The 19,295-nt window shown below is 37.6% G+C and carries 15 protein-coding genes; 11 read left to right on the top strand and 4 right to left on the bottom strand.

Features of this window, described 5'->3' with window-relative positions:
- Nucleotides 1–79: 79 nt before the first annotated feature.
- Nucleotides 80–1,798 (top strand): ABC transporter ATP-binding protein, encoded by a 1,719-nt coding sequence (locus AB3M96_RS10340; RefSeq protein WP_412967526.1) that lies wholly within the window; start codon nt 80–82, stop codon nt 1,796–1,798.
- 311 nt (nt 1,799–2,109) lie between these two features.
- Nucleotides 2,110–3,687 (top strand): SpoIID/LytB domain-containing protein, encoded by a 1,578-nt coding sequence (locus AB3M96_RS10335; RefSeq protein WP_412967525.1) that lies wholly within the window; start codon nt 2,110–2,112, stop codon nt 3,685–3,687.
- Between the two features lie 47 nt (nt 3,688–3,734).
- On the opposite strand, the gene AB3M96_RS10330 is transcribed toward AB3M96_RS10335, so the two are convergent.
- Nucleotides 3,735–5,405: a glutamine--tRNA ligase/YqeY domain fusion protein gene (locus AB3M96_RS10330; RefSeq protein WP_412967524.1), complete on the bottom strand. Its 1,671-nt coding sequence runs from the start codon at nt 5,403–5,405 to the stop codon at nt 3,735–3,737.
- A gap of 252 nt (nt 5,406–5,657) precedes the next feature.
- On the opposite strand from AB3M96_RS10330, the gene AB3M96_RS10325 reads away from it, so the two are divergent.
- Complete coding sequence (locus AB3M96_RS10325; RefSeq protein ID WP_412967523.1) at nt 5,658–6,428, top strand: threonine/serine exporter family protein; 771 nt, start codon at nt 5,658–5,660, stop codon at nt 6,426–6,428.
- A gap of 23 nt (nt 6,429–6,451) precedes the next feature.
- On the top strand, nt 6,452–6,880 hold the full coding sequence (locus AB3M96_RS10320; protein ID WP_489672278.1) for a threonine/serine exporter family protein: 429 nt from the start codon (nt 6,452–6,454) through the stop codon (nt 6,878–6,880).
- A gap of 17 nt (nt 6,881–6,897) precedes the next feature.
- On the opposite strand, the gene AB3M96_RS10315 is transcribed toward AB3M96_RS10320, so the two are convergent.
- Entirely contained in the window at nt 6,898–7,434 is a 537-nt protein-coding gene (locus AB3M96_RS10315; RefSeq protein ID WP_412967522.1) for a GNAT family N-acetyltransferase, read from the bottom strand.
- A gap of 141 nt (nt 7,435–7,575) precedes the next feature.
- Between AB3M96_RS10315 and kynA the strand changes: the two genes are divergently transcribed.
- A complete protein-coding gene (kynA, locus tag AB3M96_RS10310; RefSeq protein WP_412967580.1) occupies nt 7,576–8,403 on the top strand; it encodes a tryptophan 2,3-dioxygenase in 828 nt (275 codons plus the stop codon).
- 14 nt (nt 8,404–8,417) lie between these two features.
- The gene (locus AB3M96_RS10305) at nt 8,418–8,894 is read left to right on the top strand and encodes a GNAT family N-acetyltransferase (protein WP_412967521.1); all 477 of its coding nucleotides are present in this window, start codon (nt 8,418–8,420) and stop codon (nt 8,892–8,894) included.
- 36 nt (nt 8,895–8,930) lie between these two features.
- On the opposite strand, the gene AB3M96_RS10300 is transcribed toward AB3M96_RS10305, so the two are convergent.
- The gene (locus AB3M96_RS10300; RefSeq protein ID WP_412967520.1) at nt 8,931–9,770 is read right to left on the bottom strand and encodes a GNAT family N-acetyltransferase; all 840 of its coding nucleotides are present in this window, start codon (nt 9,768–9,770) and stop codon (nt 8,931–8,933) included.
- 292 nt (nt 9,771–10,062) lie between these two features.
- Between AB3M96_RS10300 and AB3M96_RS10295 the strand changes: the two genes are divergently transcribed.
- The 4 genes from AB3M96_RS10295 (at nt 10,063) to AB3M96_RS10280 (ending at nt 15,255) form a co-directional block, all read left to right on the top strand.
- Nucleotides 10,063–11,049: a LacI family DNA-binding transcriptional regulator gene (locus AB3M96_RS10295; RefSeq protein ID WP_412967519.1), complete on the top strand. Its 987-nt coding sequence runs from the start codon at nt 10,063–10,065 to the stop codon at nt 11,047–11,049.
- A gap of 135 nt (nt 11,050–11,184) precedes the next feature.
- Complete coding sequence (locus tag AB3M96_RS10290; RefSeq protein WP_412967518.1) at nt 11,185–12,588, top strand: sucrose-specific PTS transporter subunit IIBC; 1,404 nt, start codon at nt 11,185–11,187, stop codon at nt 12,586–12,588.
- Nucleotides 12,589–12,834: 246 nt separating this feature from the next.
- Entirely contained in the window at nt 12,835–14,277 is a 1,443-nt protein-coding gene (locus tag AB3M96_RS10285; protein WP_412967517.1) for a glycoside hydrolase family 32 protein, read from the top strand.
- Between the two features lie 24 nt (nt 14,278–14,301).
- The gene (locus AB3M96_RS10280; protein ID WP_412967516.1) at nt 14,302–15,255 is read left to right on the top strand and encodes a carbohydrate kinase family protein; all 954 of its coding nucleotides are present in this window, start codon (nt 14,302–14,304) and stop codon (nt 15,253–15,255) included.
- A gap of 330 nt (nt 15,256–15,585) precedes the next feature.
- Here the strand turns inward: AB3M96_RS10280 and AB3M96_RS10275 are convergent, their stop codons facing one another.
- The gene (locus tag AB3M96_RS10275) at nt 15,586–16,959 is read right to left on the bottom strand and encodes a dipeptidase (protein ID WP_412967515.1); all 1,374 of its coding nucleotides are present in this window, start codon (nt 16,957–16,959) and stop codon (nt 15,586–15,588) included.
- A gap of 439 nt (nt 16,960–17,398) precedes the next feature.
- Between AB3M96_RS10275 and AB3M96_RS10270 the strand changes: the two genes are divergently transcribed.
- A complete protein-coding gene (locus AB3M96_RS10270) occupies nt 17,399–19,174 on the top strand; it encodes a SpoIID/LytB domain-containing protein (protein WP_412967514.1) in 1,776 nt (591 codons plus the stop codon).
- Nucleotides 19,175–19,295: the final 121 nt, after the last annotated feature.

The following is a 19,295-nucleotide window of genomic DNA, read 5'->3' as shown; positions in this document are numbered from 1 at the left end:
CATAATAATTGCCTATTTTCGGTAAAACGACTTATAATCAATTAGACTGAATTTTGGATTAACATAAGGAGAGAAATATATGCTTTCTAGATTTTTTACATATTATAAGCCGCACCGGACCTTATTCTTAATTGATTTCTCATGTGCAATCGTAGTAGCTATATTAGAACTAGCTTTTCCGCTTGCAGTACAATGGTTCATTGATGAACTGCTGCCAACGTACAATTGGACTGCAATTATATGGGTAAGTGTAGGACTGTTTGTTCTATATACAGTTAGTACAGGTCTACAATTCATTGTGAATTATTGGGGACATAAGCTGGGTATTAATATTGAAACAGATATGCGGCAACAGTTGTTTCAACATGTACAAAGACAGTCCTTTAGGTTCTTTGATAACACGAAGACTGGTCATATCATGAGCCGCATTACCAATGACTTGTTTGATATTGGAGAACTGGCGCATCATGGGCCGGAGGATTTATTTATAGCAATAATGACATTTGTGGGGGCATTTTGGATTATGCTTACCATCAATGTAAAGCTTGCGTTAATCGCAATTATTGTTGTTCCATTTCTGGTTTGGCTAATAGCATTTTCAAATATTAGAATGAATCGTGCCTGGAAAGATATGTACAGCAATATTGCGGATGTAAATGCACGTGTTGAAGACAGTGTAGCAGGTGCAAGAGTTGTGCAATCATTTACCAATGAAGAATTTGAAATTAGCAGATTCAAAGTCGATAACCGTAAATTTCGAAAATCAAAGCTTGGTGCATATAAGGTAATGGGATTTACATCTTCAGGTATTTACTTTATGACACGCCTTTTTGTACTGATTGTATTTGTAGTGGGTGCATGGCTAAGCTTTACTGGAGACTTGTCATACGGGGAGCTTGTTGGATTTGTTTTATATGTAAATGTACTCTTTAAGCCAATCGATAAAATTAGTGCACTATTGGAGCTATACCCGAAAGGAATGGCTGGGTTTAAACGCTTTACTGAGCTTCTTGATGCAGAGCCAGAGGTGGAGGATGCGAAAAATGCTGTTGATGTACCTTCACTTCGTGGAAATATAGTTTTTGACAAGGTAACGTTCAGCTATGAAAATCAACATAAGCCGGTATTAGAGAATATCGATTTGCAAATAACAGCAGGAGAGACGGTAGCATTTGTTGGGCCTTCAGGTGCAGGAAAAACGACAATCTGTTCATTAATTCCACGTTTTTATGATGTTGATGAAGGATCTATTAGCATAGATGGATTTGATATCAGAGATATTACGAAAAAATCATTGCGCTCTCAAATTGGAATCGTTCAACAGGATGTGTTTCTCTTTACAGGGACGTTGCGTGAAAACATTGCGTATGGAATGCTTAATGCAACTGACGAACAAATCAAGGAAGCAGCAAAGCGTGCGCATCTAGAAGACTTTATCGGAGGTCTACCAGATGGATACGAAACACAGGTTGGGGAAAGAGGACTTAAGCTATCAGGTGGACAAAAACAGCGTATTGCGATTGCACGGATGTTCTTAAAAAATCCACCAATCCTGATCTTGGATGAAGCTACTTCAGCATTAGATACGGAAACAGAACTAATTATCCAAAAAGCGTTGAACGAGCTTTCAAAAAATCGTACAACATTAGTTATCGCGCACCGCTTGGCAACCATCCGGAACGCGGATCGGATCATTGTTGTGACAGAAGAAGGCATTGCCGAACAAGGAAAACATGATGAGTTAATTGCAAAAGGCGGTATTTTTGCGAACCTACATCAGGTTCAGTACCAGTCATAGTAATGAGAAGGGCACCTACTTTTGTAGGTGCCTTTTTGCAAGTCTTTTAATGTGTATAAGCAGAAGGTCATAGGAGGTAATACCTATTAAATGTAGTGAAACGGTATGATCTACGATAACAACCTTCAAGAAAAATTCACTTTTTTAAGAAATCCCCTTATAAAAAGGGGGTTTTAGCTTATTTTTGTATGGATTTCTTAAAACGAGAGTTTAAAATTTAATTTTAATAATTAGTAAAATAGTTTGAAAGGTTATTTTATATCTAGGTCGAACATACATATATGAAGACTAAAATGAATGGGGGAGTTAGTTTGGTCAAAAAGGTTAGCAAGCTAGTATTTGTATTTACTCTTGTAAGCGCTTTACTTTTCCAGGGGGTTATTGGAAGTAACAAAGCGGCAGCAACAGAAGGGGAAGAACCTACTATACGGATAGGAGTCATACCTTCGGTTGAGTCCCTGACTGTTGGTGGTGTAGGAACGTTTGATGTAATAGATAAAAAGACGGGAGAAACCCTGGTTAGTGGTGAAAATGAACAACTAACAGCTGAAATTTCTGGAGAATCAATTGTTAAAACGAATTATCGTTTACAGGTTTCTTTTACTACAAGTAATGCAGCAGTACAAGACTGGTTAACTAGAGCGGAAGGTTTCGGATATTCTACATACGTAGAGCCATATAACAATGGCTGGCGTCTACTAATAGGAGAGTTTCCATCGGATGCATCTTTTGCAGTCAGAACAGCATTCAAAAACGAAATAGTGTCAAAAGGCCTGGGCGCTAGTGATGCATACTGGAGGTTAATTACCCTTGTTGAAGGAGAATCCGTAATTAAAATTACTCAAGGTCAAACGGTAGTAACAACTCCAAACGCAATCCAAGTCATATCAGAAGATCTTGTAAAAATTAATGACAGAAGATACCGTGGTATCGCGGAAGTTGGTTTCAACAGTTCTGGTACTTTAGCTGGTATCAACGAACTTCCAATGGAAGAATACTTATATGGAGTGGTTCCTCGTGAGCTGCCACCTGTACCTTATGGAGAAATAGAGGCACAAAAGTCTCAGGCAGTAGCAGCAAGGACTTATGCTTTTGCTGGTCTTGGAAAGCGCAGTAAAGATGGGTACGACTTGTTACCTACAACATCTGACCAAGTGTATGGTGGATTTGAAGATGAACATCCAATTTCTAATCAGGCTGTTGATGAGACAAGAGGCGTTGTTGCAACATATGAAGGCAAGTTAATTACAGCTGTATTTAACTCAACCAGCGGTGGATTCTCAGCTAATAATGAGGATATTTGGAGTTCAGATGCGGTTCCATATTTACGTGGTGTTCCAGATGCACAAAGAGGGAAATCATTTGAGCATGTTCCGTCATTAGAGGTGTTTAAAAACAGCAGTAACTCTAACTCCCTTCGAGCAATGAAGAATGGAGATTTCGAATCAGACTGGTCAAAATACCACCGTTGGAATTTTGAATGGACTGCTGAGGAAATCAGCGATGTATTAAGTACATCATTTAACAAAGAGGTTGGAAAAGTATATGAAATTAATGTAATTGAGCGATCAAGCTCAGGTAGAGTATTAGAAATTGAGTTTGTTACGGAAAGCGGGAATCTTTATGCTTATAAAGACTCAATTCGTTCATATCTTAAGTACATTAACAGCAGCGGTAACCAAGCGTCACTTCTAAGCACACTTTTCCACATTGAGCCTGTTAAAAACAAACAAACTGACGAGATTGGCTTTAAGGTATACGGCGGAGGCTGGGGCCATGGAGTAGGTCTTTCTCAAACTGGTGCTGTTGGCATGGCTGAAAAGGGAGCGTCATTCGAGAAAATACTAAAGCACTATTATCAGGGAATTGATCTGGAAGATCGTTATTAAAAATAAGAAAGACTCGTATCACTCCATGAGTGAACGAGTCTTTTTTTCTATAACTTAAATGAACTTTTTAGTGAAACAATTCGATTAAACACAATATGATTATCAGCTGTATGCTTCGGATCCACATTAAAGTATCCATGTCTGAAGAATTGAAACTTATCTTGTGGTTTAACATCCTTCATGTTCGGCTCTATAAATCCATTCACGATTTCAAGTGAATTTGGATTTACATGATCTAAGAATGTTTTTCCTTCCTCTTCTTCTCCCTCGGCATCCAAGATGAGTGGTTCATATAGACGGAATTCAGCAGGAACAGCATTTGTTGCTTCAACCCAGTGGATGGTTCCTTTTACTTTACGACCTGTAAAGCCAGTTCCACTCTTTGTTTCTGGGTCATACGTACAACGAAGTTCTACAACATTTCCTTTTTCATCCTTAATTACTTCCTCACACTTAATAAAGTATGCGTGCTTTAGGCGAACTTCATTGCCAGGGAATAGGCGGAAGTATTTTTTAGGAGGATTTTCCATAAAATCGTCTTGCTCAATATAGATTTCTCGAGAAAATGGAATTTGTCTTATTCCCATCTCAGGATTTTCAGGATTTATTTCAGCATCAAGCATTTCTACTTGGCCTTCTGGATAATTCGTAATAACAACCTTTAATGGATTAATTACACCCATTGTTCGAGGTGTCTTTAGCTTTAGATCTTCTCTAACAAAATGCTCAAGCATTTGTGTGTCAACAGTTCCATTATTCTTTGCAACACCTAGTTCACGTAAGAAAGTACGGATTGCTTCAGGTGTATAGCCCTTTCTTCGTAGACCGGAAATTGTCGGCATGCGTGGGTCATCCCAACCATCAACATAACCCTCTTCTACCAATTGCTTAAGCTTTCTTTTACTCATTACAGTATTTGTTAGGTTAATGCGACCGAATTCAATTTGCTGTGGCTTGCTTTCCATTTCACACTGTTCAACAACCCAATTATAAAACGGACGTTGATCTTCAAACTCAATTGTACAAATTGAATGAGTAACCCCTTCAATTGCATCCTCAAGTGGATGAGCAAAAGCATACATCGGATAAATGCACCATTTATCTCCTGTATTATGGTGAGTTGTATGAGAAATACGGTAGATAACTGGGTCACGCAAATTAATATTAGGTGATTTCATATCGATTTTTGCACGTAATACTTTTTCACCGTTTCCATATTTACCTGCACGCATATTTTCAAAGAGCTCTAAGTTTTCTTCAATTGAACGTTCACGATATGGGCTGTCCTTACCTGGTTCAGTTAGCGTTCCACGGTATTCGCGGATTTCATCTGCACTTAAGTCATCAACATATGCAAGTCCCTTTTTAATAAGAAGAACTGCGCGGTTATACATCTCATCAAAGTAATCAGATGCGAAAAATAAACCTTCCCACTCATAACCGAGCCATTTTACGTCTTCTTTAATAGAGTTAACAAACTCGATGTCTTCTTTTACCGGATTAGTATCATCAAAGCGTAAGTTAGTTTTACCTTTAAATTCATCTGCTAAGTCAAAATTTAGGGAGATTGATTTTGCGTGCCCGATATGAAGATAACCGTTTGGTTCTGGCGGAAATCGAGTGACAACAGAATCACGTTTTCCTGTTTTTAAGTCGTCTTGAATGATGTTCCTAATAAAGTTTGATGTGTTGTTATCCACAGCTATAACCTCTTTCATTTACGAAGTACTATAATTGATGAATATAACATAAAACATGAATAATTTCCATTATTCTCATGTTTACCAAAGTTTCGGTTGATTATTAGGTTCTCTTTCATATAAGCTTTACAATATGTAAAAATTTATCCGAAACGCAGGTAAGTTTTACGGTGTGTATTATAACTCGTATTCTTACCGGTACGTAGCTTTTATTAAAATGGGTAAAGTACGATAAACTGGTATATATCAAGTGTTTATTATTACCACTTAATGAATACAATTGGAGCGTTATCTATTATGGAAAAATCAAAAGAAATTATTGAAATCTGTCTGTTGGCGGGTAAAATTATGCTTCAAAGCGGGGCGGAGACGTATCGAGTTGAGGATACGATGAATCGCATTGCTGCTTCTTTTGGAATCAATGAGTCACATAGTTATGTGACACCAACAGGCATAATGTTCTCAATAAATAGTGTTGAACAAACCAATTTAATACGGATATCAAATCGGTCTACTGATCTTGAAAAGGTGACAATTGTAAATAGTATTTCTAGGAGTATTAGTGCTGGAGATGTAACTATTCAGGAAGCGAAAAGACAGCTGCAGGAGTTGGAAAAGGCCGACCATTCCTATCCAGTTTGGTTACAGATCATTGCAGCAGCATTAGCGAGTGGTTGCTTTACAATTATGTTCCTAGGAGGCTGGGTTGATTTTCTCCCATCCTGTGTTGCTGGAGGGGTGGGATATATCGGCTTTATCTATATCCACCGCTATGTACAGCTTAAGTTTTTTGCAGAATTTATGGCGTCTTTTATGATCGGAGTTGTCGCTTATATATTTGTTACAACTGGGTTGGGTAAAGAAATAGACAAGATTATTATCGGTTCTGTCATGCCACTTGTGCCAGGTCTTTTAATAACCAATGCTGTCAGAGACTTGCTGGCAGGTCATCTTGTTTCTGGAATATCGAAGGGTGCGGAAGCCTTTCTTACCGCATTTGCAATTGGAACAGGAGTTGCAGTTGTATTATCTATTTTTTAACCTCCCTGAGAAAGGAGATTTCAATGCTATCACATCTAATTACAAGTTTTATTGGAACAGGTACTTTTGGCATTTTATTTAATATTCCTAAAAGAACCTTATTAAAATGTGGCTTTGTAGGCATGGCTGGATGGGCTTTATACATCAGCATGATATTTAAAGGGTATGATGCTGTACCAGCAACCCTAGCTGCTTCATTTCTTGTCGCATTAATTAGTCATATCTTTGCAAAATTATATAAAAATCCAGTTATTATTTTTAGTGTAGCTGGAATCATTCCGTTAGTACCAGGTGGATTATCGTATGACGCAATGAGAAATTTTGTTGAAAATGATTACTCAACTGCAATCCAGTTAGCTGCTAAGGCAACGATGATTTCAGGGTCAATTGCGTTTGGACTTGTTTTATCTGAGGTTCTAAATCAACTTATTATCAGAAGAAGACGGGTTTAAACAAAAAAGGACGAATTCTAATTAACGAATTCGTCCTTTATCATTCCATAAAAATGCAAATCCCGAGATTCGCCATCTTTCATCACATGTTGACGAAACGTCCCTTCATGCTTCATACCGATCTTCTCCATGATTCTCCATGACCCAGGGTTATCCGTAAATGACGCTGCAAAGATTTTATGTAATTCAAGCACTTCAAACCCAAACTTCATAACTGCTTTTGCAGCCTCAGTTCCATAGCCTTTTCCCCAGTAAGGCTTACCAATCCAATAAGCAAGTTCTCCCCGTTTATGAACTGGATGATTACCTATATTAATAATTCCTATTAAACTTGAAGACTCTTTTTCAATAATACCAAAAAAGGCAACTGGTTCTTTTTCCTCCATCTTTTGCACACTTTCTATAAACGGAACAGCAGAACCTTTCGGATAAGGGTGCGGTATGGTTAAGGTTGTCCTTGCAATCTCATAATCGCTTGCCAATTCTTCAACACGCTCAGCGTCTTTTAATGAAAGAGTTCGAAGTTGCAGGCGTTCTGTCTCTATGAATCTCATTTTTATTCCCCCAAAATATAGATTACTTTCAACATAAATTTTAACCCCTAGGTAAGCAATGCATTTTTGCTACTAAACAAAAGGATTTTCAACATATATATAGAATGTAAGAGGGAGGATACGATTTTGAAAGGAGACGCTATGACCTCAAATAACAATGACGGGATACACACGGACTTATCAAAAGACATGACATATGGAGATTATCTTCAATTAGATACATTATTAGCAAGTCAGCACAGGTTATCAGATCATCATGATGAAATGCTGTTTATCATTATCCATCAAACAAGTGAGCTTTGGATGAAACTGATTTTACATGAGATGAACTCAGCTAAAGCATCCATCTTAAAAAAAGACCTTGAACCAGCATTTAAAATGCTATCCAGGGTGGCGAGAATTCAACAGCAGCTTATCCAATCTTGGGATGTCTTATCAACTCTCACACCTTCTGAATACATGGAGTTTCGGGGGAAGCTAGGGAAGTCATCAGGCTTTCAATCCTATCAAAACCGGTTAATAGAATTTGCAATGGGACATAAGAAACCTCATGTTTTAGGAGTATATAAACACCAGCCAGACATCTATAAACAGGTAGAAAATGCACTCCAGGAAAAAAGTATTTATGATGCAGCTATCCAAGTCTTATCTTTACGCGGGTTAGAGATTGAAAAAACCTGTTTAGAACGGGATTGGACAGAGGATTATGTGCCACATAAGAGTGTAGAAGACGCATGGTTAACTGTGTACCGTAATGTAGATCAGTATTGGGACCTGTACGAACTGGCAGAAAAGCTTGTTGATATTGAATCACGACAGCAGCAGTGGAGATATAATCATATGCTTACTGTTGAACGAATTATCGGATATAAAAGAGGAACAGGTGGGTCTGCGGGAGTAGAGTATTTAAAGCAAGTAACAAGCCACAGGTTCTTCCCTGAGTTATGGAGCATTCGAACCAAATTATAGAGAGGAAATACCGGATGGACATTCAATTACACCCCGTTCAAAAACAAGAAGAACATGTTTTACATAATCTGATGCAATATTATATTTATGAATTTAGTAGTTATTTGAGCATTATAAAAGTGAATGAAGATGGGCGCTACGATCCCTTTACTCTTGATGTATATTGGAATGATGATTACCATCATGCTTATTTTATAAAAGTCGAAGACGAGTTAGCAGGCTTTGTATTAGTACAGAGCGAGCAGGGGGAAAAACCAAATACTATTAATGAATTTTTTGTCATGAGAGGCTATGAGGGCAAAGGGATTGGCAAGGTGGTTGCCAAAGAAATTTTCGATAGATTCCAAGGAAACTGGCTGGTTACGCAGTCAGAAAAAAATGAACGTGCAAAGAGCTTTTGGAGAAGTGTTATATCGAAATATACAGACGGAAATTATTCAGAAAGAATAGATGAAAAGAAGCGAACGATTCAAGAGTTTTCGACAGTGTAAAAAAGGGTGGTTCACCATTGGTGAGCCACCCATTGATTATTTAATTACAAAATCGTTGAAAGGAAGATAGTATACTGTATAATTTGGAAGTTGTTCAAACCCTATCTTTTTAGCGATAGCAACTGAATCCCTGCGAAAAGCTTCAGTGGTCCAGTGTGGTGTTACTCCACGCCTTACGCATTCTTCAATAAAGGCTCTTGCCATTGCGGTTGCTAACCCTTTTCCGCGATGATTTGTGTCATACGTATTGATGCCAATCTCATATTCATTTTTCGTAATGAATACTGAAAGACAAGTTCCAATTATGCTAGCACCTTGAACAACCGCATAACCAAACCCTTTTTCAAAAAATGGTTCCAGCGTTGGCCCCCAGAATTTCTTAATCTCATTTTCAACAATGTGGCTAACATCGTTATTGATGAGTTCTTGAGTAATAAGCTTTACCTCATACCCATCAGCAATCTCTTTTGACCCAGATTGCAAAAACCATTCTTTATGAAAAGTAAATGGTACACGTTCGCCCTTTAAGAGCTGCACCCGTTGAAAAATTTGATCAATCGTTCCATCCCATTTGTGGGTAGGATACAGTTCTAAATTTAAATCATGTTCACCATGTTGAATGGCTTCATTTTTTATAATTGAAGCAATATATTCTTCTATTTCTTTATTGAATTCAGGATTTTTAAGATTACCGCACAAATAAAACATTTCATTTTTTGCCCAGATGAGTGCAGTTCTTGGATTTATTTTATTATCTACATAAATCTCCCCAGGGTTATTTCCATCAATTACGCCAAAAATAACTGGATGGTTTTCAAGCCCAGGAAGTAAAGGTATTACAATTGTATAATCAGACTTTGTTAATTTGAATATCATTTTCTTTTCCTCACGTTCTATATTAGATTGTTTTTTTTATGAAAAAACAATTAATACAGAAATGCCGTTTTCTTACTCGTTTCAAAACACCCCCTCATTTATCGACTAAAGTATAATCGATTCTTTCTTAAAAGAAAAGAAAAATTTTCCAAAAAACAACTCCAGAAACGTATGTAAGTAATGTTCAAAATATAGTAGAATATTGAAGTTGAAATTGCCTATTCTATAACAGGTTTTTGTGTACAATAAGAATAGGAAACATGTGTTTTACAGGTGAAATGGGGGGGAAACAATGATAACAATGAAGGAAATTGCGAAGTTGGCAAATGTGTCTAGCGCAACTGTTTCACGTGTTTTAAACAATTCGGGATATGTTAGTGAAGATGTAAGAAAGAGAATTCTTACGATTATTGAAGAAACGGGATACATACCAAGTGAACATGCAAAAGCATTACGGACGAAACAATCAAATGTCATTGGCGTCATCCTGCCTAGATTAAGCACCGAGACTTCTACAAGAGTAGTAACCGGTATTAGCGAAGAACTTGCGAAACATGGATATCAAATTTTATTGGCTAATACGAACTTAGATCCTGAAAAAGAAATTGAATATGTGAAGCTTTTAAAAAGTAAGCAGGTTGATGGAATTATTCTCCTAGCTACTAATAAAGGAGAAGATTTGATTACAGAGATAAAAAAATTGCCAATACCTTTTGTTGCAACTGGTCAAAATATCGATGGAGTTCCTTCTGTTATTAATGATAGTTTTAATGCTGCAAAAGAAATCACTAACCTACTAATAAAAAGAGGCCATAAAAAAATTGGCTTTATCGGTGTGAGTGAAAAGGACTGGGAAGTAGGACACCAGAGAAAGGCTGGATATAAGGATGCTTTAATGGAGGCAGAGTTACCTTTTGTAGAAGATTGGGTTCAAACAGGGGACTTCACAATTGAATCCGGATATATTTCAATGAAGCAAATATACGAGGTCAGCACAGAAAAGCCAACTGCTGTTGTTTCAGTTACAGATCGTCTAGCGATTGGGGCAATGGAATACATAAAAGAAAAAGGACTTACTATTCCTGGGGATATAGCAATCACTGGAATGGGTGCTTCAGATTTAGCAAAGTATGTGTTTCCACCTCTAACAACAATAGATCTATTAAGTGAGAAAATTGGAATTGAAGCAGCTACGATTTTATTATCAATGATAAAGGAAGGAATTTCCTCGGATAAAAAAATAATAGACTATAGACTAATAATTCGAGATAGTATATAATCAGTTTCGTTGAGGGTGTGTAATCGATTACATACTCCTCCGCAATTTTTTTAATCGGTTATGTAATCGATTACCTATTTTTTACTTACATGTGTAATCGATTACACATATAATACTAATTTTGAGGTGAAATAAATGTCTGAAAATCGTCGTATTGCCGAAGAAATTATCGAGGCAGTTGGTGGTAAAGAAAATATCTTATCTGCCGCACATTGTGCAACAAGATTAAGAATAATGGTAAAAGACAAAGAAAAAATTGACCAACCTAAGGTTGAAAATGTTGAAAAAGTTAAAGGAGCATTCTTTAATTCAGGTCAGTTCCAAGTAATTTTAGGAACTGGAACAGTAAACCGTATTTATGAAGAAGTTGAAAAGCTTGGAGTAGATACAACAACTAAAGCCGATCAAGGGAAAGAAGCTGCTAAAAGCGGAAATGCGTTTCAACGTGCAATTCGTTCCTTTGGAGATGTGTTTGTTCCCATCATTCCAGCGTTAGTTGCTACTGGGTTGTTCATGGGTGTTCGTGGACTTGTGATGCAGCCGGAAATCCTTGGACTATTTGGATTAACTCCAGACGATATCTCTGGTAACTTTCTTTTATTTACAGAAATTCTAACGGATACAGCATTCGTATTTTTACCAGCGCTCGTAGCATGGTCTACATTCCGGGTGTTCGGTGGTAACCCAACAATCGGTCTAATTCTAGGATTAATGCTTGTTAGTCCATCCTTACCAAATGCGTGGGGAGTTGCAGGGGGAAGCGTAGAGCCGATTAGATTCTTCGACTTTATCCCGGTTGTAGGATATCAAGGATCTGTTATTCCAGCGTTTATTGCTGGTATTGTTGGTGCGAAGTTGGAGAAACAAATTCGTAAGCGTGTTCCTGAAGCATTAGATTTAATTGTGACACCGTTTTTAACACTATTAGTGATGATTACATTAGCATTATTTGTAATAGGACCTATCTTCCATACGGTAGAAAACTTAATCCTAGATGCAACGGTTGCAGTTTTATCATGGCCGTTTGGTTTAGCTGGATTACTGATTGGGTTTTTAAACCAAATAATAGTTGTAACCGGCGTACATCATATTTTTAACCTATTAGAAATTCAGCTGCTTGAAAACTTTGGTAACAACCCATATAACGCGATTGTTACATGTGCGACTGCTGCACAAGGTGGAGCTACTCTTGCTGTGGCATTAAAAACAAAATCAAAGAAGCTTAAAGCATTAGCATTACCATCCACATTATCAGCGTTCTTAGGCATAACAGAACCTGCAATTTTCGGGGTTAACCTTCGCTACGTAAAACCATTTATAATGGGTCTAATTGGTGGGGGAGTTGGTGGATTCTTAGCCTCTATCTTTGGATTAAAGGCTACAGGTATGGCTATTACTGTTATTCCAGGAACACTACTTTATCTAAACGATCAAATTTTACTTTATATCCTCGTTAACTTAGTAGCAATTGCAGTAGCATTTGCCTTAACATGGATGTTTGGTTATTCGGATAAAATGCAAGAAAATACTACAAATTAAAGAAGAAAAGTACAAGCGACTTGTTCAGAAACGAGAAAACTGGCCGACAAACGCCACGTCCTGTGGCATGTCGGCATTAGGACATGATGTCAGTCAGAGGCTCCGACAAAGAGGCGTTTTTTGCCTCTGAAGGAGGAGATGAAGTTTCTCGAGTCTCTAGTCGCTGGAACTAGACAAGAAAATAGGAGAGGGGGCAAGTAATGTTATTATTTACTTGCCCTCTTCTTTAGAAATAAGGAGTTTAGCATGAACCAACACGAAAAGAACCTACTAGATAGAGCGTATCAAGCAGTAGAAGACAACAAAGAAAATATAAAAAAAGATCCCTATCGCTTGCACTTTCACATCATGCCGCCAGTTGGTTTACTAAATGATCCAAATGGATTTATCCAATTTAATGATGTGTATCATCTGTTTTATCAATGGAACCCTTTTGAAACCAACCATGGCTCTAAGTTTTGGGGGCATTATACGTCAATAGACCTGGTAAGCTGGAAGCATGAACCGATTGCTCTTGCACCTAGTGAGTGGTATGAGAAGAATGGATGTTATTCGGGGAGCGCTGTTGAGAATGATGGGGAAATGGTGCTGTTTTATACTGGAAATGTAAAGGATGCGCAGGGAAATCGTGAAACCTACCAGTGTATGGCGATCTCTAAGGATGGTATTACATTTGAGAAAAAGGGTCCTGTTATTCATTTGCCTAAAGGATATACAGCGCATTTTCGTGACCCAAAGGTTTGGAAAAAAGATAACCGCTGGTACATGGTCCTTGGAGCACAAGACTTATCTGAATTAGGAAATATTGTGCTGTATTCTTCGGAAAACCTAACTGAATGGGAGTTTCACGGAACAGTTGCGGGTCCTAATCGAAATGGCATTGATTCCTTCGGTTATATGTGGGAATGTCCTGATTTATTTGAGTTAGATGGCAAGGATGTCTTGCTATTATCCCCACAAGGTATTGAACCAGAGGGTTACCGCTATCACAATATATTTCAAACAGGATATTTTTTAGGAAGTCTTAATTATGAAAATCATGAATTTATCCATGGTAAGTTTGAAGAACTAGACCGTGGTTTTGATTTATATGCACCCCAAACTACCCTTGATAATAAAGGCAGAAGATTACTGTTTGGTTGGATGGGTATCACGGACGAAAATGAACAGGATCAGCCTACCATCCAAAATGGTTGGATTCATGCAATGACGCTTCCTCGTAAACTGTCTTTACAGGGAGATAAGCTTTTTCAACAACCTGTTGAAGAATTAGAGGAACTACGTAAAAATGAAATGGTTTATAGAGGCGTTCATTTATCTGGTTTTAGTTTGTCTCTTGATGGTGTTAGAGGTAAAACACTAGAATTGGACTTAAGTCAGATTAAGAATGAATCAGCTATATTTGAAATAACGTTTAGAGGAAATGCTAAGTTGGAATATTCATCATCAGAAAACCGAATCAGCTTACACCGGACTTCTTTCAAAGGCGATACTACGGAATCAAGACACTGTCATCTTGAGAATTTGGAGAAACTACAAATTTTCTTAGATACATCATCAATTGAAGTCTTTGTTAATGATGGTGAAGAAGTGTTTACAGCCAGGTTTTTCCCTTCTGATGATGACCAGTCGATTGTCTTCTCAGCGGAGGGCGACATCACATTTGATGTGAAGAAATGGGATTTATAATTTTTAATAAAGGAAAGTGAATTTATGAATAAAGGAGTCATTTGTTTAGGAGAAGCACTTATTGATTTTATTCCATTGGACCAGGAAAATATGCAGTTTCTTAAAAGTCCTGGAGGAGCACCAGCAAATGTTGCTGTTGGATCGGCACGATTAGGTGCAAAAACATCATTTATCGGTAAAGTTGGTGATGATGTTTTAGGACAATTTTTAAAAGAAACCCTAGATAATTATCAGGTTAACACCGAGGCTATGTATCTCTCTGAGGATGTACGGACGGGTTTAGTTTTTGTAACACTAGACAAAGACGGTGAAAGAGAGTTTTCCTTTTATATCAAGAAAAGTGCAGATCAGTTTTTAGTACCTGAAGAAATTCCGGTTTCACTTTTCGAAACGCATAATGTCTTCCACTTTGGGTCAATTTCACTAATCCATGAGCCGGTGGAGTTAGCTACAAAAAAAGCACTTCAACTTGCAAAGGATAATGGGTTACTGGTTTCTTATGATCCTAATTTACGACCAATGCTTTGGAGCAGCTTAGAGGAAGCGAAAAGAAAGATTACATCCATGTTAGGTGAAGCCGATCTTGTAAAGCTTTCAGAAACAGAATTGGAATTTATTACTGGAGAAAGTGACATCGTTCGTGGTGCTGAGAAATTAAAGGAATATCAAATTCCGTTGCTGTTTGTAACCTTAGGTAAAGATGGAGTTTATGTATTTTACAAAGGTGAGCACATCTTTGTTGAAGCGAGAAAAGTGGAAAGTGTAGACACAACAGGTGCAGGGGATGCATTTGTGTCAAGCCTCTTATACCAGTTTAGTGAAAAAGGCAAGGGACTGGATGGTCTTACACTAGAAGAATTAAAAGAAATTGCAACACTTGCAAGTGTATCTGGTGCTTTGGCTGTTTCGACCAAAGGGGCAATGACGGCTTTGCCGACTTTTGAGCAGGTGAAGGAATTTTTAGCGTCGAATAAATGATTAATTAGCTAGGAGATTGGGAAGTGGATCTGGGAACAAGCTAATAGAGATACTTAAGCAGAATTTTGGATTTTAGCTATAAACCATAAATTCTTGCTAAAAACCGTAAATCCAAATTAAAAACCATAAATTCTTGCTAAAAACCGTAAATCCAAATTAAAAACCATAAATTCCTGCTAAAAACCGTAAATTCAAAATAAAAATCGTAAATTCCTACTAAAAACCGTAAACCGGGTTTATTATAGAAATTGTTTAAAAAATGCTCGAAATGTCTAACTTATATATCTATGTAGACGAAAAAAACTCGCCATCGGCGAGTTTTTTCAACTTTTACAACGACTTCTCCAGTTCAAACCAATACGTACACAATGTTTCCATCCCTTTATCGAAATTTTCAAGATGGAAGTGTTCATTTGGTGCATGGAAGTTCTCTGTCGGTAGTCCGAAGCCCATCAATACGATTGGAGCGTGCAGTACTTGATCCAGTGTTGAGATGATAGGTAGTGAACCGCCGCCACGAGTGTAAGAAGTAGGTACCTCGTAAATTGCTTCATACGCACGGCCAGCTGCTTGAATTGCTGGGTGGTCGAATGGTGTCACGTAAGGTGCACCTTTATCAAAAAGCGTGATGTTTACATCTACTCCAGCGGGCTTATTTTTTTCAATATGGCGTGTTAGTTGCTCAATGATTACTTCTGGGTCTTGGTTTGGAACAAGGCGACATGTGATTTTTGCATGTGCCTCAGAAGGAATAACTGTTTTGATTCCATCACCTTGGAAACCGCCGTAAATCCCATTAATATCAAGTGTTGGACGCACCCAAGTCCGCTCTAAGTAACTATATCCTTTTTCACCATAAAGAGCAGGAACCCCCAGTTCTTCACGTTGTTTTTCTTCATCAAACTGTAAATCCTGGTATGCTTGCTTTTCTTCATCTGTTAATGGAAGAACATCATCGTAGAAACCTTCAACTGTTACGGCACCATCTTCGCTATGGAAAGAATCTAATAGCTGAACAAGCGCGTTTATTGGATTATGTACGCCACCTCCGTATAATCCTGAATGAAGGTCACTCTTTGATCCTTTAATATCAATTTGAAGTCCAGCAAGACCACGGACACCATAGCATATAGTAGGCTTGCCTCTTTCCATCATACTAGTATCGGAAATCACAATAACATCTGCTGCCAATAGTTCCTTATTTTCCTCTACAAATGCTGGAAGGTTCGGACTTCCAACCTCTTCTTCACCTTCAATACAGAATTTGAAATTCAGTGGTAATGAACCTTCAGTTTTTAAAATAGCTTCTAGTGCTTTTATATGCATAAATGTTTGACCTTTGTCATCACTTGCCCCACGTGCAAAGAGCTTTTCATCGCGAATCTCCGGTTCAAATGGTGGGCTATCCCATAAATGGAGCGGGTCAACTGGTTGGACATCATAATGACCATAAATGAGTACAGTTGGTTTTCCTTCAGCATGTAACCAGTCGCCATACACAACCGGATGACCTTTTGTAGGATGAATTGAGACGTTGTCCATGCCAATCTTCTGCAAAGATTCTGCCACCCAATTTGCAGCGCGGCTCACATCTTCCTTATGGTCAGGAAGGGCACTAATACTAGGAATAGACAGTAAATTGAACAATTCCTGTAAATGAGACTCTCGGTTTTCTTTCAAGTAGGTTTGAATATTTTGGTTCAAAGTTGTTACCTCCTTATGTAAATACGTATCTATTTTATTTCGATGTACTAAATAAAATATCCTTCTTTATAAAGGGAGTGACTAAAATAAAGTATTGAAATTTTATTTCAATTTAAAATAAAATTCTTTGAAAAAAATGTGTAAAAAACCAGGCCATTTGGACTGTCTGTTGGCTAGTAAGTTCACACCTAAAGTCCTGATAGATAAACAGAAGATTGTTTTATTTTGCTTGTTTTTGTCGGAAAAACAAGGCATTAGGATTATTTTAATAAATATTAGCTGATTTAAGTGAGTAAGGCACATGAGTAGATAGTCTCTTTTTATCTGAATATTTTGTGTGCTACGATACGGAAAAATGACGAAATGGGGGAAATTAAAAGAATACTAGATTTATGTGTATTTTAGAAAGCGCTAACATTAACTGGATGGGGGAATTTAAATGCTGAAAAGTGTACGTGGATTGTTTAGTGTTATTGCAATCGTAGTTCTAGTCATTGGGCTTTTTTCTCAAGTTGGACAAGCTTCCGCTGCAGAGGAAAATAGATCATGGGTAGAATATACAGAAAAAATTATGGCCAAGGACAAAGAGAGTGGAACACTAGAATTAGAGCTTCAAGGTGAGTTTAAGCTGGCAAAGAATTATGATGTAACCCAGCATGGTGAAAATAGAGTGTATCAAAAATCCCTTGCTGATGTAAGGGTTGGAGCGGAAAACGTTACTGTACGGGTAAATCATAAAAATGAAATCACAAAAATTTATATTGATGGACCTACTCCAGTTGAAACAATGAGAGTCGGAATCATGACTTCTGGCTTTGCAACTGTAGACCATGATACAGTCGTTTTAAGTTCAAAAGTCGGGCTTGAAATTGTCGATAAAGTTGCGGGTGAATCAATTACAGTTGCTGCAGGAGAGAAAGTGACATTTACACCAGCGTCACATGAAATCACTGTAACAAATACAGCAGGTGATGTGTTGTATACTTCTCCTAACAGACTTTATGCGTTCACTGAAGAGGGAAGTAAAATAAAAGTTGAGAATATTACAAGGGCAAGTGGCGATCCTTCTTACCGTGGATTCTTCGAGTTAACAACTTCTGATGCTGGGGACAAGATAAACCTAATCAACGAAGTAAATTTTGAACAATATTTATATCAAGTTGTGCCAAGTGAAATGCCGGCATATTTTGGACTAGAGGCACTAAAAGCACAGGCAGTTGCAGCTAGGACGTATGCAATGGGAGATTACTTAAGTGACCGTTTTGCAAAGGATGGTTTCTTTGTATTAGATAGCGTCATGAGTCAGGTGTATAACAACACTGCTGAGAATGCTGTAACTACACAAGCGGTAAATGAAACAGCGGGAGTTATTATGGTCGGTGTAGATGGTAGTTTAGTAGATGCTAGATATTATTCTACTTCTGGTGGATATGGGGCTTCCAAGCATCAGGTTTGGGCAGGCGATGATGGTTCATTCCCAAGTGAAGAAATCCCATATTTATTAGCTCGAAGTCATACATTTGATCCCAATGATCCTAGCAAAATGCTAGAAATTAATACACAAAGTGAAGAAGAAGTGCTAGATTTCTATAAAACATTGTCACATACAGGCTATGATGGAAATTCTCCTTGGTTTAGATGGAAGGTTAGTCTCACTAAGGAAGAGTTAGAGAATACAATTAATGCAAACATTGTAGGTAGACAGGCTGCAGATCCTAACTTTGTGTTAACTCAAAATGCTACTGGTGAGTTTGTTAGTCAGCCAATACCTACAGAAGGAATTGGAGAATTCGTAGATATGTACGTTGCGAAACGTGGTGATGGTGGAAATGCAATGGAGCTTGTTATTGAAGGTACAACAGGAACATATAAAATCATTAAAGAATATAATATTCGTTTTACAATTAGACCAAGCAATGCATACACAAAAGGAGATACTGTTGTATTAGAACGTGCATATGCAGGAAGTACGGGTTATACAGCTAATACTAATAACTACACAATCCTACCATCAGCATTCTTTGGTTTTGAGCCAAACGAAGAAGGCGGCGTTACTTTCTATGGTGGTGGTAATGGCCATGGAGTTGGTATGAGCCAATACGGTGCATACTATCTTGGTACAACATTGGACTATGATTATGACAGTATCCTTACTTCATACTACTCAAATATGTCATTAGAAGATCTTTCATATTTTAGTAAACTATCAAAATAACATATTGTTTTAATAACTGTTGTCCAAGTGGCAACAGTTTTTATGTTGTGAAATATAATTTTAAAAATAACCAAAATTTAATTGAAATAAAATTTCAACAATGTATAATAAAAAGTGAAAT

The sequence above is a fragment of the Ferdinandcohnia jepli genome (assembly GCF_047246645.1).
GTDB lineage: Bacteria > Bacillota > Bacilli > Bacillales > Bacillaceae_L > Ferdinandcohnia.
This window is presented reverse-complemented; position numbering and strand designations above follow the sequence as displayed.

What these genes read in the sequence shown, in the direction of transcription:
- AB3M96_RS10290 (WP_412967518.1), top strand. Translation starts at nt 11,185, where the DNA reads ATGTCTGAAAATCGTCGTATTGCCGAAGAAATTATCGAGGCAGTTGGT.
- AB3M96_RS10320 (WP_489672278.1), top strand. Translation starts at nt 6,452, where the DNA reads ATGCTATCACATCTAATTACAAGTTTTATTGGAACAGGTACTTTTGGC.
- AB3M96_RS10270 (WP_412967514.1), top strand. Translation starts at nt 17,399, where the DNA reads ATGCTGAAAAGTGTACGTGGATTGTTTAGTGTTATTGCAATCGTAGTT.
- AB3M96_RS10295 (WP_412967519.1), top strand. Translation starts at nt 10,063, where the DNA reads ATGATAACAATGAAGGAAATTGCGAAGTTGGCAAATGTGTCTAGCGCA.
- AB3M96_RS10325 (WP_412967523.1), top strand. Translation starts at nt 5,658, where the DNA reads ATGAATACAATTGGAGCGTTATCTATTATGGAAAAATCAAAAGAAATT.
- AB3M96_RS10305 (WP_412967521.1), top strand. Translation starts at nt 8,418, where the DNA reads ATGGACATTCAATTACACCCCGTTCAAAAACAAGAAGAACATGTTTTA.
- AB3M96_RS10300 (WP_412967520.1), bottom strand. Translation starts at nt 9,770, where the DNA reads ATGATATTCAAATTAACAAAGTCTGATTATACAATTGTAATACCTTTA.
- AB3M96_RS10285 (WP_412967517.1), top strand. Translation starts at nt 12,835, where the DNA reads ATGAACCAACACGAAAAGAACCTACTAGATAGAGCGTATCAAGCAGTA.
- AB3M96_RS10280 (WP_412967516.1), top strand. Translation starts at nt 14,302, where the DNA reads ATGAATAAAGGAGTCATTTGTTTAGGAGAAGCACTTATTGATTTTATT.
- AB3M96_RS10315 (WP_412967522.1), bottom strand. Translation starts at nt 7,434, where the DNA reads ATGAGATTCATAGAGACAGAACGCCTGCAACTTCGAACTCTTTCATTA.
- kynA (WP_412967580.1), top strand. Translation starts at nt 7,576, where the DNA reads ATGACCTCAAATAACAATGACGGGATACACACGGACTTATCAAAAGAC.
- AB3M96_RS10340 (WP_412967526.1), top strand. Translation starts at nt 80, where the DNA reads ATGCTTTCTAGATTTTTTACATATTATAAGCCGCACCGGACCTTATTC.
- AB3M96_RS10330 (WP_412967524.1), bottom strand. Translation starts at nt 5,405, where the DNA reads ATGAAAGAGGTTATAGCTGTGGATAACAACACATCAAACTTTATTAGG.